A 15,293-nucleotide genomic window follows, 5' to 3' on the forward strand; every position below is an offset into this window, starting at 1 on the left:
CGCCTTCCGGGCGGCACGGCCACGGCCGTGCCGCCCGGCGTGCGTTCGGGACCGGCCGGAAGGCGCGGGTGGACGGTCAGGAGTGCGGGAGCGGGGCGCGCAGGGCGGAGACGGCCTCGGTCCAGTCGACCGGGTCGGGGTCCTGCTCGGCGCGGACCAGCAGGTGGGCGCCTTCGGGGGCGTTCGCGGTGTCGGCGGCCACGACCAGCGCGCCCCCGGGGACCGGGCCCGAGGTGGCCTCCACCCCGAGCCCGGCCAGCCGCCGGGCCAGTGCCGAGGCCCGGCTCCCGCCGGTGACGACCAGGGGGCGATTCCACAGCGTCGCGAGGGTGAGCGCCACGTGGGCGGCCGCGTCGCCTCCCGAGCCGTGGTGCACCGCCACCGGTCCCGGCTCGGAGCCGGGCCCGGCCTGCCCGAACACGGACGATGACACGGACGGCGTCTCGGGTACGGACGCGGACCCGGGTACGGGCGGTGGCACGGGCATGGCCACGGTCACCACGCGGCAGGTGGCGCCGTCGCGCACATCGGCGTAGCCGGGGACACCGGCGGGCAGCACCAGCAGGTCCGGTCGGGCACCGGAGGCGAGTCCGGGCAGCTCGCCCGCCACGTCCGCGCTGAACCGGCTCACCACCCTGCTTTCCGAGCCGCGCTCGCGGACCGTGGCGGCCAGCGTCTCCAGCTCGTGGAGGGTCTCGGCCAGCTCGGCCAGCTCCGAGGAGAGGCCGCTGCCGACCTCCAGACGGCCCGCCGGATAGGGGAGCAGGTGGCCCAGGACCACCTCGGACGAGGACGCCGGGTGCGCCGAGGACGATTGGGACGCCGGGTGCGCCGACAGGGCGAGGGTGGTGGCCAGGCCGACCAGCGGGGCCTGCTCGGCGGGAGGCTCCGGCACGATCACCAGCACCCGGTGGGCGGCGGTCACCCCGAGGGCCGCGCGCTCGGCGTCGGCGATGTCGCGGGCCACCCGCCGGTCCGGGTAGAGCCTGCGCACCAGCGGGCCGGTCATCGCGGTCGTGACGAGGGCCATGACCACCATCAGCGAGTACAGCTCGTCGTCGAGCACACCCTTCTGCAGGCCGACGGTGAGGATGACGATCTCGGTGAGCCCTCGCGTGTTGAGCAGGGCGGCCAGCGTCCAGGACTGCCGTCCGGGCAGCCGCTGCGTCCGGGCGGCGGCGTAGGAGCCGAGCAGTTTGCCGCCGATCGCGACGGCGAGGATCGCGGCGAGCGTGCCGAGGCTGGACAGGTCGAGCTCGCGCAGGTTGACGTTGAGGCCGGCCACCACGAAGAACATCGGCAACAGCAGCAGCACGGCGAGCTGCTCCAGCCGCTCCAGGATCTCGTGGTTGAGCCGCTCCGCTCCCTCGCGGGGCATCACCGCGCCGAACACGAACGCCCCGAAGATGAAGTGGACGTGCATCCACTCGGTGGCCCAGGCCGATCCGATCAGGCCGATGAGCACCAGCGAGAGCAGTCCGGGCGTCAGCCGCCCGGCCTTCTCGTACGCGGGCACCAGACGGGCCAGCAGTGGCTTGACCACCAGGAACATCACCAGCGCGTACGGCAGGGCGAGCAGGACCTTCCACTGCCCCTCGGCCTCTCCCGCCCCGGCGATGCCCACCACCACCGCCAGAACGGTCCAGGCGAGCACGTCGATGACGGCCGCCGAGGCCAGGGCGAGGCCGCCCAGCGTGATGCGCTGCATCCCCCGGTCGGTGAGGATCCTGGCCAGCACCGGGAACGCGGTGGCGGCCATCGCCGCGCCCATGAACAGCACGAACGGCAGCGTCCTGCCGCCGCCCACGTGCTCGCCCGCGATGGCCAGCGCGAGCACGCACCCCAGGACGAACGGCACCACCGTCGAGCCGAGTGCCACGGTCACCGCGATCCGGCCCTTGCCCCTGACCAGCTTCTGGTCCAGCTCCAGGCCGACGACGAACATGAACAGCACCAGGCCCACGTTGGCCAGGGCCTGCAGCGGGGGCCGCATCTCGGGGCCGAACAGCTGGTCGCCGATCAGGGGGCCCAGCAGCGTGGGGCCCAGCAGGATGCCCGCCACGATCTCGCCGATGACCGGTGGCTGGCCGAGTCGTCTGGCGAGGGCTCCGAACAGCCGCGCCGCCGCGAGGACGATGACAAGGTCGAGGAGGAGCAGATCCATGTGCAGCACTTGCGAACACGCTTTCCGTATGCAAAGAAAAGCCCCGAGAATGTCGAGGGCGACGTTACCGTGTGGGAAATGTCGCCGCGAACGTTGCGCGGACATGGAGGGAGACCGCTGGTGGAAGGCATCGCCGATTACGAGTTCGTCCGGTCACTGGGGGCGGGCAACCACGGCGAGTTCTACGTGGCGAAGAAGCCCGAGCGGTTGCCCGTCGAGGCGGACCTGGTCGCGGTGAAGGTGGTGGGCGGCACCGGGAACGACGCGTTCCGCCGCGCCACGAGGGAGCTGAAGGCGTTCGCCGCGGTGCGCTCCCCGTACCTGGTGCGGCTCTACGACGCCGGACAGCAGGGCGGGGTGTTCTACTACTCGATGGAGTACCTGCCGGGCGGCTCGCTGGCGCGTCCCGCGGAGCGTCCCTCGCGTGAGCGGGTGCTGCGCTCGATCGCCTGCGTCTCCCACGCGGCGCAGGCGCTGCACGAGGAGGGCATCGTCCACCGCGACATCCGTCCCGGCAACGTGCTGCTCACCGACGACGGCGGCAAGCTCTCGGACCTGGGCCTGTCGCAGGTGCTGATGCCGGGCGCGACGGTGACCGGGATGGGCGACATCGGCTCGGTGGAGTTCACCGACCCGGCGCTGCTGCAGGGGGAGACTCCCACCCCCGCGGGGGACGTGTGGTCGCTGGGGGCGACGCTGCACTGGGCGGTGAGCGGCAACGGCCTCTACGGGGAGTTGCCCACCCACGACCCGCTGCTCACCCTGCGCAAGCTGAACAGCACGACGCCGTCGATCGACGCGGGGCTGGAGCCCGAGCTGTCGGACCTGGTCCAGGCCTGCCTCGGCGACGTGGCCAAGCGGCCCACCGCCAGGGGGGTGGCCGACCGGCTCTACGCCCTGCTGGCCTGAGAGCTCCGCCGGTTCGAGACGCCCTGTTGGTTTGAGGAGCCTCGTCGGTCTGAGACGTTCTGCCGGCTTGAGAAGTCCCGCTGGTCTGAGACGCCCTGTTGGTTTGAGGAGCCCCGCCGGTCTGAGACATCCTGCTGCTTTGAGCAGCCTCGCCGGTTCGAGACGTCCTGCCGACGCCGGGCTGAGAGCCTCGCCGGTGTGGGGTGCCCGGCCGCCGGGGTGCCTCACCCAAGGACCGGCCAGGTTGCCTGAGGTCCTCCGGGCCTACGCGACGGTGGGGCGGAGGCGGTCCAGTTCGGCGTCGAGCATCCTTTCCAGGCGCGCGGTGCCGAGCCTGTCCGGATAGAGCAGGTGGTGCGCGCTCAGCCCGTCGACGAGGGCGAGCAGCCGCTCGGTGACGTCGTCGAGGTCGTCGGAGGTGGCGATCTCCCCGCCGGTGGCCGCCGCGCCGAGCAGGCTGCGTACCAGGTAGCGCAGCTCCTCGGCCTCGGCGCGCTGCGCCTCCAGCATCGCCGGGCTGGTCATGCTGCGGCTCCAGAAGCCCATCTCCAGCACGCTCTCCCGGGCGCGCTCGTCGTCCAGCGGAAGGTTGTCGAGGAGGAGTTCGCGCAGCGCGGCCAGCCCGGTGAGACCGGCCAGCTTGCCGCGCAGGCGCTCCACGATGCGCCGGTGCGAGGAACGCAGCGCCGACAGCATGATGTCGTCCTTGTCGGCGAAGTAGTGGGTCAGCACACCGTTGGAGTAACCGGCCTCCCGGGCGATGGCCCGGGTCGTGGCGGCCTCGATGCCCTCGCGCAGGATGACGCGGCGCGCGGCCTCGACGACCTCCTCGCGGCGCTCGCTGTGATTGACGATCTTCGGCACCTCACTCCTTCCCGAACGGGTTCGTTGACATTTTAGTCGGTCGCCCGTCTATTATCCGCTGAAGACATGAGGAGGACTCGATATGACCGTCGTCACCCTCGGTGTGCACATCGTGGACGTGCTCGCCAGACCGGTGGAGTCGATCCCCGACGGGCAGGACACCCACCTGCTGGAGCAGATCCGCGTCACCGCCGCGGGCGCCGCCGCCGCGACCGCCGTCGATCTGGCCGCGCTCGGCGTCCCGGTGGCCTCGGTGGGGGCGATCGGGGACGACGAGCTCGGAGACCTGCTCGTCATGATGATGGAGCGGCGCGGGGTCGACGTGGCCGGGATCGTCCGCAGGCGGGGGGAGCAGACCGCCGCCTCGATCCTGCCGATCCGTCCCGACGGCGGGCGCCCGTCCTTCCACGTCCCCGGCGCCAACCTGGGCCTGTCAACCGCCGACGTCGCCCCCGAGACCGTCCTCGGCGCGCGGGTCGTGCACCTGGGCGGCATGGACGTCACCTGGGGCCTGTACGACCCCGCGTTCTTCGCGCTGCTGGACGAGGCGCGGGCGGGGGGCACGATCGTCACCATGGACCTGCTGTCCAACCTGCCGGACCTCATGCGGGGGGTCCGCAGCTTCCTCCCGCACGTCGACTACCTCCTGCCCAACGAGGAGCAGGCGCTGCTGATGAGCGGCGCGGGCGAGGTGGGCGACGTGGAGGAGGCCGCGAGCGCCCTGCTGGCGCAGGGGGCCTCGGCCGTCCTGGTCACGCTCGGCGCGGACGGGAGCCTGATCGCCGACGCGGAGGGCCTCACCCGCGTTCCCGCGCTCGACGTCCCGGTGGTCGACACCACCGGCTGCGGAGACGCCTACTGCGCCGGGTTCATCGCCGGTCTGGTCGACGGCCGCGACGTGGCCGGCGCCGCGCGGCTCGGCACCGCGCTGGCCGCCCGCGTCGCCGGGGGCCTCGGCTCGGACGCGGGCCTGGACGGGGCCGGGGAACTCCGCGACGAGAAGTGACCTCTCCCCGTCTCCGTCCCCGTCCCTGGCCCCGCCCTCGACCTCCCCGGCCCCGCTCCCGCCCCTCCCGCTCCGACCCGGTCCTCCCGGCCCCGCTCCCGGGGTCGTACGGGTGGCGGGAGCGGCCGTTAACCGCTCGAACCATCCGGACGTGAACCCAGACATGAAAGGACGACGCATGTCCATCGACGCCGAACTCAGGGAGCGGGCCGCCAAGGTCGTCCCCGGCGGCATGTACGGCCACCTCAACGCGGCCCTGCACGGCCCCGCCTACCCGCAGTTCTTCGTCGGGGGAGAGGGCTGCCGCCAGCGTGACGCCGACGGGCGCGAGTACGTCGATCTCATGTGCTCCTGGGGGCCCGTCGTGCTCGGCCACCGCCACCCCGCCGTCGAGGGCGCCGTCGCGGCCCAGCTCGCCGAGGGCGACTGCCTCAACGGCCCGGGTCCCGTCTACGTGGAGCTCGCCGAGCTGCTGGTGGAGATCGTCCCGCAGGCCGACTGGGTGATGTTCTCCAAGAACGGCACCGACGCCACCACCCAGGCGCTGATGGTCGCCCGCGCCGCCACCGGCAGGACCAAGGTCCTCATGGCGCACGGCGCCTACCACGGGGCCGACCCATGGTGCACGCCCAGCCCGGCGGGGACCACCCCCAGCGAGCGCGCGGACCTGGTCGAGTTCACCTACAACGACCTCGCCAGCGTCGAGGCCGCCGCGGCCCGGGTGGAGGGCGACGTCGCCGCGATCATCGTGACGCCGTTCAAGCACGACTCGTTCGAGGACCAGGAGCTCGCCGCCGCGGAGTTCGCCCGGGGGGTGCGGGCCCTGGCCGACCGGATCGGCGCCGCGCTGGTGATCGACGACGTGCGCGGGGGCTGGCGGATCGACCTGGGCGGCTCCTGGGAGCCCCTGGGCGTACGCCCCGACCTGTACGCCTTCAGCAAGGCGATGGCGAACGGCCACCCGATCGCCGCCGTCACCGGCGTGGACTCCCTGCGCGGGCCCGCCCAGACGCTCTACTCCACCGGCTCCTTCTGGTTCAACGCTGCCCCGATGGCCGCGGCCAAGGCCACGATCGAGACGCTGCGCGCCATCGACGGCATCGCCCTGATGGAGCGCGCGGGCACCCGCCTGCGCGAGGGACTCGCCGCCCAGGCCGCCTCCCACGGCTTCACGGTCAACCAGACGGGCCCGGCGCAGATCCCGTGGCTCTCCTTCGAGGGCGACGCGACGCTGGAGAAGGGCATGTTCTGGGCCGCGGCCTGCCTGGAGGAGGGGGTCTACCTCCACCCGTGGCACAACTGGTTCCTGTCGGCGGCTCACACCGACGCCGACATCGACCGGGCACTCCAGGGCACCGACGCCGCCTACGCCAGGCTCAGGGCCCGCTTCGGCGCCGACTGAGACCCGGCCGGGCCTTCGGGGAGGTGACGGACGGACGGCGTACGGCTAGCGCCGGGCGTCGTCCCGCAGGCGAGACCACTGCAGGTCGTCCAGGCGCGTGCCGCCGGGGCCGGGCAGCATCCCGCGCAGCAGGGCCTCGCGGGTGAAGCCCGCGCGCTCCAGCACCCGCTGCGAGGCGACGTTGCCGGGGGAGGTGCCCGCGATGATCCGGGCCAGGGAGGTGTGCTCGAAGGCCCAGCCGACCAGCAGATCCACCGCCCTGGCGGCGAAGCCCCTGCCGCGGAACTCCGGCCGCACGCTGTAGCCCGTCATCGCCTGCCCCAGCGGGGGGATCACCCCGCTGAGCTGGATGTCCCCGGCGAACGCGCCCGTCGCGGCGTCCAGGATCGCGACCTCGGCCCCCTTGCCCGCCAGCCAGTTCGCGCCCGTGTTGCGGCACCGCTCCTCGACCTTCTCGAAGGTGGAGGGCTCGGAGGGGACGCTGTACCGCATGACGTCGGGCAGGTTCCGCAGCGCCAGGTAGTCGGCGGTGTCGGCGGCGGTGAGCGGCCTGAGCCGCACGACCCCGTCGGTCAGCGATCCACCGGGGAACTCCGGCAGCAGGGGCGTCACGCGCTCGCCGGAGTCGCCGCGCAGGCGCGCGAAGCCCACCAGGTCCTGCCGGGTGCCGTCGCGCTGCTCCTCGGCCCCGCGCCGGATGCCCTCGTGCCGGAAGCCCGCGGCCAGGGCGACCCGCTGGCTGGCCAGGTTCTCCACGTTGGCGAGCAGCTCGACGCGCGCGACCCCGTGGCCGAACCCCCACGCGGTCAGCGCGGCGGTGGCGGCCGTGGCCACCCCGCGGCCCCGTGCCCACGGCGCGACCAGGTAGCCGATCTCGATGCCCCCGCGGGGACGGGCCATGAGGCCGATGTTGCCCAGCCACTCGTCCGTCACCGCGTCCGCGATCGCGAACGGGGCCCCTCCCGTCCGCCACTCCTCCCGGCACCGCTCCATGTACTCGAGCGCGTCGTCCCGGGTGTACGGCACGGGGACGAGGGGGAGGAAGCGGACGATCTCCGGGTCGGAGCAGGCGCGGACGATCGCCTCGGCGTCGGTCAGGGCCAGCGGCCTCAGGACGACGGGGCCGGCCGGAATCACATCATGGGAGAACACACCACAACAGCTACCAGGTGCTGCTTCAAGCGGCGAATCGTTTCGCGGATCACCCTCCCCCGTCCGCCCCGGCCTCCGTCCCCCTCGCGTGGTCGCGTCCCCGGCGGTCCGAGGACACCGTCGCGCGCCGATAACCTTGCGGTCATGGGTTTTCGCAGGCATGGGCCGTTTCAGGCCGGGGATCAGGTTCAGCTCACCGACCCCAAGAACAAGCGTCACACGGTGACGCTGAAGGAAGACGGCGTGTTCCACACGCACAAGGGCGGGATCCCGCACAGTGAGCTGATCGGCCGGCCCGAGGGCTCGGTGGTGCGTTCGTCCGGCGGCACCCAGTATCTGGCGTTCAGGCACCTCCTCCAGGACTACACGCTGTCCATGCCACGCGGCGCGGCGGTGATCTATCCCAAGGACTCGGCCCAGATCGTGGCCATGGCCGACATCTTCCCCGGCGCCCGGGTGGTGGAGGCGGGCGTCGGCTCCGGCGCGCTCACCTGCTTCCTGCTGCGCGCCATCGGCTCCGAGGGCACCCTCACCTCGTACGAGCGGCGCCCGGACTTCGCCGAGATCGCCACCAAGAACGTGGAGAAGTTCTACGGCGGCCCGATGAAGCAGTGGCGTCTGGTGGTCGGCGACTTCGCCGAGGATCTCGACGAGAACGACGTCGACCGGATCATCCTGGACATGCTCGCCCCGTGGGAATGTGTGGACGCCGCGGCGCGGGCCCTCACCCCCGGCGGCGTGATCTGCTGTTATGTCGCGACCACAACCCAGCTCTCGCGTACGGTCGAAACTCTCCGGGAGCACGGGAGTTTCACCGAGCCCCATGCGTGGGAGACCCTGGTTCGTGACTGGCATGTCGAGGGACTGGCCGTGCGGCCCGACCACAGGATGGTCGGCCACACCGGGTTCCTGGTCACGGCCCGTCGCATGGCCGACGGGGTGACGCCACCACCTCGACGTAGACGTCCGGCGAAGGGGGCACATGGCGAGGAGTCCACGACTTCCACGTCTTCCGCCACATGATGACGATTCGGCCACGACGGCCCGCGAGAGAGTGACACGGGAGCGGACCTTCGTGTTCTTATGCTTCTAGTGCCAAATGCACCAAAAGGGATTAATCATCGCGCACTTAATGTAGTCATATGAACACCGCTCAGCCAGGTAAGGGACAGCCCCCAGATGGGTAGGGTTTTGAGTAGTCGGTCTCGACTGGGAAGGAGGTGACGCCGTGGCAGCTCGCGACGACGCTGAGGCTCGTGCCGCGCAGCGCGAACGGGAGGTCGCCGACCTCACAACACAGGTCTCCTTCCTGCAGGAGGAGATCAGCGCGTTGCGTCGGAAGCTGACGGAGTCTCCCCGGCAGGCCAGGATTCTCGAAGAGCGTCTCCATGACGTGCAGGCGAACCTCGCGGCCGTAACCGGCCAGAACGAGCGTCTGGTGGCCACCCTCAAGGAGGCCAGAGACCAGATCGTCGCCCTGAAGGAGGAGGTTGACCGGCTGGCGCAACCGCCATCCGGGTTCGGCGTCTTCCTCGAAACCAGAGAAGACGGCACGGTGGAGGTCTTCACCGGCGGCCGCAAACTCCGGGTGAACGTGAGCCCCGCGGTGGACGTCGAGTCGCTGAAGCGTGGCCAGGAGGTCATGCTCAACGAGGCGCTCAACGTGGTCGAGGCCCTCGGCTTCGAGGACCTCGGCGAGATCGTGATGCTCAAGGAGCTCCTCGAGGACGGCCAGCGCGCGCTGGTGATCTCGCACGCCGACGAGGAGCGGGTGGTGAAGCTCGCCGAGTCGCTGATGGACCAGCCGATCCGGGCGGGCGACTCCCTGCTGCTCGAACCGCGCTCGGGCTACGTCTACGAGCGCATCCCCAAGTCCGAGGTCGAGGAGCTCGTCCTGGAGGAGGTGCCCGACATCTCCTACGAGGAGATCGGCGGGCTCATGCGGCAGATCGAGCAGATCCGGGACGCCATCGAGCTCCCGTACCTGCACGCCGACCTCTTCCGCGAGCACAAGCTCCGCCCGCCCAAGGGCGTCCTGCTCTACGGGCCGCCCGGCTGCGGCAAGACGCTCATCGCCAAGGCCGTCGCCAACTCCCTGGCGAAGCAGGTCGCGGAGAAGACCGGCCAGTCCGGCAAGAGCTTCTTCCTCAACATCAAGGGCCCCGAGCTTCTCAACAAGTACGTCGGCGAGACCGAGCGGCACATCCGCCTCGTCTTCCAGCGGGCTCGCGAGAAGGCCTCCGAGGGCACCCCGGTGATCGTGTTCTTCGACGAGATGGACTCGATCTTCCGGACCCGAGGCTCGGGCGTCTCCTCCGACGTCGAGAACACCATCGTCCCCCAGCTCCTGTCGGAGATCGACGGCGTCGAGGGCCTGGAGAACGTCATCGTGATCGGCGCCTCCAACCGCGAGGACATGATCGACCCGGCGATCCTGCGGCCCGGCCGCCTGGACGTCAAGATCAAGATCGAGCGGCCGGACGCCGAGGCGGCCAAGGACATCTTCTCCAAGTACCTCATCCCGGAGCTCCCGCTCCACAGCGAGGACCTCTCCGAGCACGGCTCCAACCGCCAGGAGACCATCTCCGGCATGATCCAGCGGGTCGTCGAGCGGATGTACACCGAGAGCGAGGAGAACCGCTTCCTCGAGGTGACCTACGCCAACGGCGACAAGGAGGTCCTGTACTTCAAGGACTTCAACTCCGGCGCGATGATCCAGAACATCGTCGACCGCGGCAAGAAGATGGCGATCAAGCAGTTCCTGGAGACCGGTCAGAAGGGCCTGAGGATCCAGCACCTGCTGGCGGCCTGCGTGGACGAGTTCTCCGAGAACGAGGACCTGCCCAACACCACCAACCCCGACGACTGGGCCCGCATCTCCGGCAAGAAGGGCGAGCGGATCGTCTACATCCGTACCCTCGTGACGGGCAAGCAGGGCACCGAGGCCGGGCGCTCCATCGACACGGTGGCCAACACCGGTCAGTACCTGTAACCACGTAACCACGCGTCACCGGCGGCGCGGCTCCCACCGAGGGGGCCGCGCCGTCGGCGTTCCCAACCCTCGTCGATTTCGCACGCGTATTCGATGGTCGGTTAACCTTGTCGCTCTTTATCCTTTTTGTCATTTCGGATCCGTACCTCCTTTCACACCCGTCCCGGAAGTGAACGGAAATAGACAGCCGTCACGGGGAACCCGAATGATCGAGACGCCGTCCAAGTGGCGTGCGTGAACATTCCGGCCCGGCCGCCCGGTGAACGGCACGGGGTCTCGCGAGGCGCTTCGGGGAAGTGGCCGCCTCGCCGAACTCGACCTCCTGCGCTTCTTCGCCGCCATGGCGGTGCTCGCCTTCCACTACTTCATCGCCTTCGCCTCGGTGTGGGGCGACCGCCCGGCCGAGCTGTTCCCGGCGATCTCCACCCTCTCCGGGCTCGGCATCCTCGGCGTCGAGCTGTTCTTCATGATCAGCGGCTTCGTGATCCTGATGAGCATCTGGGGGCGGGGCCTGGGGGCGTTCGCCCTCTCCCGGCTGGTGCGGCTCTATCCCGCCTACTGGGTCAGCGTGGCCGTCACCGCCGCGGTCTACGGGCTGACCGCCGCCACGGCCCTGGACCCCAAGCTCAGCCTCGGCGAGTACGGGATCAACCTCACGATGCTCCAGCGAGCCCTCGGGGTCTATGACGCCAACGGCGTCTACTGGTCGCTCTGGGTGGAGCTCCGCTTCTACGTGCTGATCTCGATCCTGGTGATCATCGGGGTGACGCTCACCCGCTGCCTGGTCTTCATGGGGCTCTGGCTGCTGGCGGCCGGGTTCTTCGCCGGGAGCGACGAGGCGTGGGTCGATCTCGTGGTCATGCCCAAGTACGCGGCGTACTTCGTCGGCGGCATGGCGTTCTTCCTGATGACGAGATTCGGCCCCAGGCTCGTCCTGTGGTGCCTGGCCGGGATCAGCGGCGGCCTGGCCGTCAGCGCGGCGATCGACCGGGTGGCCGGGCGCGTCGAGAACGTCGGCTACGCCGCGATGCCGGTGCCCGAGTGGGCCGTGGTCGCCACGGTGATCGGTTTCTACGCGCTCATGGCGATGGTGGCGCTGGGCTGGCTGGGGTGGCTGCGCTGGCGCGGCCTGGTCGTCCTGGGGGCGCTCACCTACCCGCTCTACCTGTTCCACACCCCGGCCGCGGTCCTGATCGTCCCCGCCCTGCGGGACACGCTGCCGCCCCCGCTGACCGCCCTGGTCACCCTGCTGGCCGCGATGGCGTTCTCCTACCTGGTGTACCGGGTGGCCGAGCGCCCGCTTCAGGAGTTCGTCAAATCCAGGAGGCGTGGAAGGGCCGAATCCCCGTCTCCGTCACAGCTCCCCGCGCTCTCCCCGTTTCCCCTCGCAACGGGCGAAAAGGCTTCGGTGCCATAACTGTCCGACCACCGGGCATAGTGAAGGGTCTAGGGTCGGGAATAGATACCACGGAGAGAAACAGTCCCTGACGAACAGAGGGTGCGCATGACGGTACGGCGGGTGATGGGCATCGAGACCGAATACGGCATCTCCGTGCCCGGACAGCCGGGGGCCAACGCGATGGTGACCTCCTCTCAGGTCGTGAACGCCTACCTGGCGGCCTCGGCCGCCAGGGTACGGCGCGCGCGATGGGACTTCGAGGAGGAGAACCCGCTGCGGGACGCACGGGGGTTCGACCTCGCGCGGGAGGTGGCCGACCAGAGCCAGCTGACCGACGAGGACCTCGGCCTGGCGAACGTGATCCTCACCAACGGGGCCCGGCTGTACGTGGACCACGCCCATCCCGAATACTCCACGCCCGAGTGCACCAATCCTCGGGCGGCGGTGATCTGGGACAAGGCGGGCGAGCGGGTGATGCACGACGCGGCGGTCCGCGCCTCGGCGATGCCGGCCAACGCCCCGATCCAGCTCTACAAGAACAACACCGACAACAAGGGCGCCTCCTACGGCTGCCACGAGAACTACCTGATGCGCCGGGCCACCTCGTTCGCCGACATCGTCAGGCACCTGACGCCGTTCTTCGTCTCCCGGCAGGTCGTCACCGGCGCGGGCAAGGTCGGCATCGGCCAGGACTCCCGGGGCGAGGGCTTCCAGATCAGCCAGCGGGCCGACTTCTTCGAGGTCGAGGTGGGCCTGGAGACGACGCTCAAGCGGCCGATCATCAACACCCGGGACGAGCCGCACGCCGACCCGGAGAAATACCGCCGCCTGCACGTCATCATCGGCGACGCCAACATGTCGGAGATCTCGACCTACCTGAAGCTGGGATCCACCGCGCTCGTCCTGGCCATGATCGAGGACGGTTACTTCACCCGCGACCTCGCGGTGGACAACCCCGTCCAGGCCCTGCGCGCGGTCTCGCACGACCCCACGCTCAAGTACGAGATCGCCATGCGCGACGGCCGCAGGCTGACGGCCGTGCAGCTCCAAATGGAATACCTGGAGCTCGCGCGCAAGTACGCCGAGGAGCGCAGCGCCAACGGCCTGGACGAGCCCACCAAGGACATCCTGGAGCGCTGGGAGTCGGTCCTCACCCGCCTGGCGGAAGACCCGATGCAGCTGTCCGGGGAGCTCGACTGGGTGGCCAAGCTGGAGCTCCTGGAGGGTTACCGCACCCGTGACGGCCTTCCCTGGTCGCACCCGCGCCTGCAACTCGTCGATCTCCAGTACTCCGACATCCGTCCCGAGCGGGGGCTCTACAACCGGCTGGTGGCCCGGGGCCGCATGCAGCGCCTGGTCACCGAGGAAGAGGTCCAGCGGGCCATCGAGGTGCCGCCCAGCGACACCCGTGCCTACTTCCGCGGCCGTTGCCTGAGCCAGTACAGCGAGTCGGTGGCCGCGGCCTCCTGGGACTCGGTCATCTTCGACATCCCCGGCCGCGAGTCGCTGCAGCGCGTCCCCACCCTTGAGCCGCTGCGCGGCACCAAGGCCCACGTGGGCGAGCTGTTCGACCGCTGCCGTACCGCCGCGGAGCTGGTGACGGCGCTGACCGGCGAGCAGTGACCGCCTGAGAGGGGGGAGGCGGCCCGGCCGGGCAGCCTCCCCCCTCGGCGTACCCGGGCTCGCCGGATCCCCGCGAACCGGACAGCCGGATTGACGGGGGACGGAGAACCGGGGTACGTTCCGGATGTTTTGTGGCGGTGCGAGGGAAATCCGGTGAGATTCCGGTGCGGTCGCGCCACTGTAACCGGCCCGCGAGGGCCGGGAGCCAGGTCACACTCGACCGCCACCGACCTACGAAAAGGGACGCGTCAATCCCGGAGGAGGTGGCCGTGAGCCAGATCTCGGCACCGCACGCCCAGCCCATCCCATGGCCCTCGCTCACCCGCTGGCTGCTCGCCGTACCGGTGCTGCTGCTCCTCGCCTACCTGGTCACCTTCGACCAGGGAGCGATCTCCCAGGCGGGAAACTACCTGCACGAACTCATGCACGACGGGCGTCACCTGCTCGGCGTGCCGTGTCACTGAGCCACAGGTGATCACCAAACTCATCGTCCGGGGCCTCGTCGTCGGACTGCTCGCAGGGCTGCTCGCGGCCGTCTTCGCCTACACCGTCGGCGAACCGCGCATCGACCAGGCCATCGCGCTGGAGGAGGCGGCCGCGGCCGCCGCCCCGGCCGAGACGCACGACGACACCGGCACCGCGGCCCACTCCCACGACGAGGAGGAGGCCCTGGTCAGCAGGGACGGGCAGCGCTTCGGGCTCTTCCTCGCCCTCGGCCTGTACGGCCTGGCGGTCGGGGGCCTGTTCTCCCTCGTCTACGCGGCCGTACGCGGGCGGGCGGGACCCCGCTCGGAACCGGTGCTCGCGGTCACCCTCGCCGCCGCCGCGTTCACCGCCGTCGTCCTCATCCCTTTCGTGAAATATCCCGCCAACCCACCGGCTGTCGGTGATCCGGAGACCATCAACCAGCGCACCGTGCTCTACCTGGTCGCCGTGGTCATCGGGATCCTCGCCGTCGCCGCCGGGGTCGCCGCCCACCGCTACGCCTCGCGGAGCGAACCGTGGGTGCGCTGGCTGTCGGCGGGCGCCGCCGTGCTGATCCCCGTCGTCGCGGCCTGGATCCTCCTGCCGGAGATCTCGGAGGTGCCCCAGGGCTTCCCCGCCGACCTCCTGTGGGACTTCAGGGTCGCCTCCATAGGGACCCAGGTGGTCTTCTGGGCCGGTGTCGGCGCGCTGTTCGCCTTCGCCGCCCGCAGGCGCGGCCCGGTGTGACGACCCCCTCGGGGGTCACCCGCCTGCTCCTGGTCTGCCACGCCTCCACCTCGGCGACGGCGCGGGCCGCGTTCCCGGGCGACGAACCGCTCGACGAACGCGGCCTGCGCCGGGCCGAGGGGATGGCGCGGGACCTCGCCCCGGGTCCCGCGGCCTGCCCGGCCGAGTTGCGCTGCGTCCAGACGGCGGCGGCACTCGGCCTGCGGGCCGAGCACGACCCGCTGCTGGCCGACTGCGACTACGGCCGCTGGAGCGGCATGACGCTCGGCGAGGTCGAGGCCGCCGAACCCGAGGCGCTCGCGTCCTGGCTCGGCGACCCCGGCGCGGCGCCCCACGGCGGGGAACCGGTCACCGCGCTCCTCGCCAGGGTGTCCGGCTGGCTCGCCGCCCGCGCCCCCGGCAGGGCCGTCGCGGTCACCCACCCGGCGATCATCCGCGCCGCGGTCGTCCACGCCCTCGGCGCCCCCGCCCAGGCGTTCTGGCGCGTCGACGTCGCGCCACTGGCCCAGGTGAGGCTCACCGGGCGCGGCGGGCGCTGGCGGCTCAGCTACTCCCCCTGACGGCTCCACC

The 15,293-nt window shown here is 70.9% G+C and carries 13 protein-coding genes and 1 riboswitch; of the genes, 10 read left to right on the top strand and 3 right to left on the bottom strand.

Annotated elements, in window-relative coordinates; translation table 11 throughout:
* Window positions 1–76 precede the first annotated feature (76 nt).
* Window positions 77–2,164, bottom strand: coding sequence for a cation:proton antiporter (locus ABD817_RS27140; protein ID WP_344920991.1), 2,088 nt, complete (start codon window positions 2,162–2,164; stop codon window positions 77–79).
* A 120-nt stretch (window positions 2,165–2,284) separates the two neighbouring features.
* Here ABD817_RS27140 and ABD817_RS27145 point away from each other — a divergent pair, with 120 nt between their 5' ends.
* On the top strand, window positions 2,285–3,073 hold the full coding sequence (locus tag ABD817_RS27145) for a serine/threonine-protein kinase (protein ID WP_344920992.1): 789 nt from the start codon (window positions 2,285–2,287) through the stop codon (window positions 3,071–3,073).
* Between the two features lie 264 nt (window positions 3,074–3,337).
* On the opposite strand, the gene ABD817_RS27150 is transcribed toward ABD817_RS27145, so the two are convergent.
* Window positions 3,338–3,937, bottom strand: a complete 600-nt coding sequence (locus ABD817_RS27150; RefSeq protein ID WP_344920994.1) for a TetR/AcrR family transcriptional regulator — start codon at window positions 3,935–3,937, stop codon at window positions 3,338–3,340.
* Between the two features lie 82 nt (window positions 3,938–4,019).
* On the opposite strand from ABD817_RS27150, the gene ABD817_RS27155 reads away from it, so the two are divergent.
* Window positions 4,020–4,943 (top strand): carbohydrate kinase family protein, encoded by a 924-nt coding sequence (locus ABD817_RS27155; RefSeq protein ID WP_344920995.1) that lies wholly within the window; start codon window positions 4,020–4,022, stop codon window positions 4,941–4,943.
* A gap of 178 nt (window positions 4,944–5,121) precedes the next feature.
* On the top strand, window positions 5,122–6,345 hold the full coding sequence (locus ABD817_RS27160; RefSeq protein WP_344920996.1) for an aminotransferase class III-fold pyridoxal phosphate-dependent enzyme: 1,224 nt from the start codon (window positions 5,122–5,124) through the stop codon (window positions 6,343–6,345).
* A gap of 45 nt (window positions 6,346–6,390) precedes the next feature.
* On the opposite strand, the gene ABD817_RS27165 is transcribed toward ABD817_RS27160, so the two are convergent.
* Complete coding sequence (locus tag ABD817_RS27165) at window positions 6,391–7,482, bottom strand: GNAT family N-acetyltransferase (protein WP_344920997.1); 1,092 nt, start codon at window positions 7,480–7,482, stop codon at window positions 6,391–6,393.
* Window positions 7,483–7,641: 159 nt separating this feature from the next.
* Here ABD817_RS27165 and ABD817_RS27170 point away from each other — a divergent pair, with 159 nt between their 5' ends.
* The 7 genes from ABD817_RS27170 to ABD817_RS27200 all read left to right on the top strand — a co-directional run bounded on the left by ABD817_RS27170 (window position 7,642) and on the right by ABD817_RS27200 (window position 15,283).
* Window positions 7,642–8,520: a tRNA (adenine-N1)-methyltransferase gene (locus tag ABD817_RS27170; protein ID WP_344920998.1), complete on the top strand. Its 879-nt coding sequence runs from the start codon at window positions 7,642–7,644 to the stop codon at window positions 8,518–8,520.
* Between the two features lie 205 nt (window positions 8,521–8,725).
* The gene (gene arc, locus ABD817_RS27175; RefSeq protein ID WP_344920999.1) at window positions 8,726–10,489 is read left to right on the top strand and encodes a proteasome ATPase; all 1,764 of its coding nucleotides are present in this window, start codon (window positions 8,726–8,728) and stop codon (window positions 10,487–10,489) included.
* Window positions 10,490–10,748: 259 nt separating this feature from the next.
* A complete protein-coding gene (locus ABD817_RS27180) occupies window positions 10,749–11,906 on the top strand; it encodes an acyltransferase family protein (RefSeq protein WP_344921000.1) in 1,158 nt (385 codons plus the stop codon).
* A gap of 87 nt (window positions 11,907–11,993) precedes the next feature.
* A complete protein-coding gene (gene dop / locus ABD817_RS27185) occupies window positions 11,994–13,511 on the top strand; it encodes a depupylase/deamidase Dop (RefSeq protein WP_344921001.1) in 1,518 nt (505 codons plus the stop codon).
* 118 nt (window positions 13,512–13,629) lie between these two features.
* Window positions 13,630–13,763: riboswitch (adenosylcobalamin (AdoCbl) riboswitch) on the top strand.
* Between the two features lie 17 nt (window positions 13,764–13,780).
* On the top strand, window positions 13,781–13,975 hold the full coding sequence (locus ABD817_RS27190) for a CbtB domain-containing protein (RefSeq protein WP_329079308.1): 195 nt from the start codon (window positions 13,781–13,783) through the stop codon (window positions 13,973–13,975).
* 7 nt (window positions 13,976–13,982) lie between these two features.
* Complete coding sequence (locus ABD817_RS27195; protein WP_344921002.1) at window positions 13,983–14,723, top strand: CbtA family protein; 741 nt, start codon at window positions 13,983–13,985, stop codon at window positions 14,721–14,723.
* On the top strand, window positions 14,720–15,283 hold the full coding sequence (locus ABD817_RS27200) for a histidine phosphatase family protein (RefSeq protein WP_344921003.1): 564 nt from the start codon (window positions 14,720–14,722) through the stop codon (window positions 15,281–15,283). The genes ABD817_RS27195 and ABD817_RS27200 overlap by 4 nt, the downstream gene beginning before the upstream one ends.
* Window positions 15,284–15,293 lie beyond the last annotated feature (10 nt).

It is taken from the genome of Streptosporangium oxazolinicum, from assembly GCF_039537505.1.
GTDB lineage: Bacteria > Actinomycetota > Actinomycetes > Streptosporangiales > Streptosporangiaceae > Streptosporangium > Streptosporangium oxazolinicum.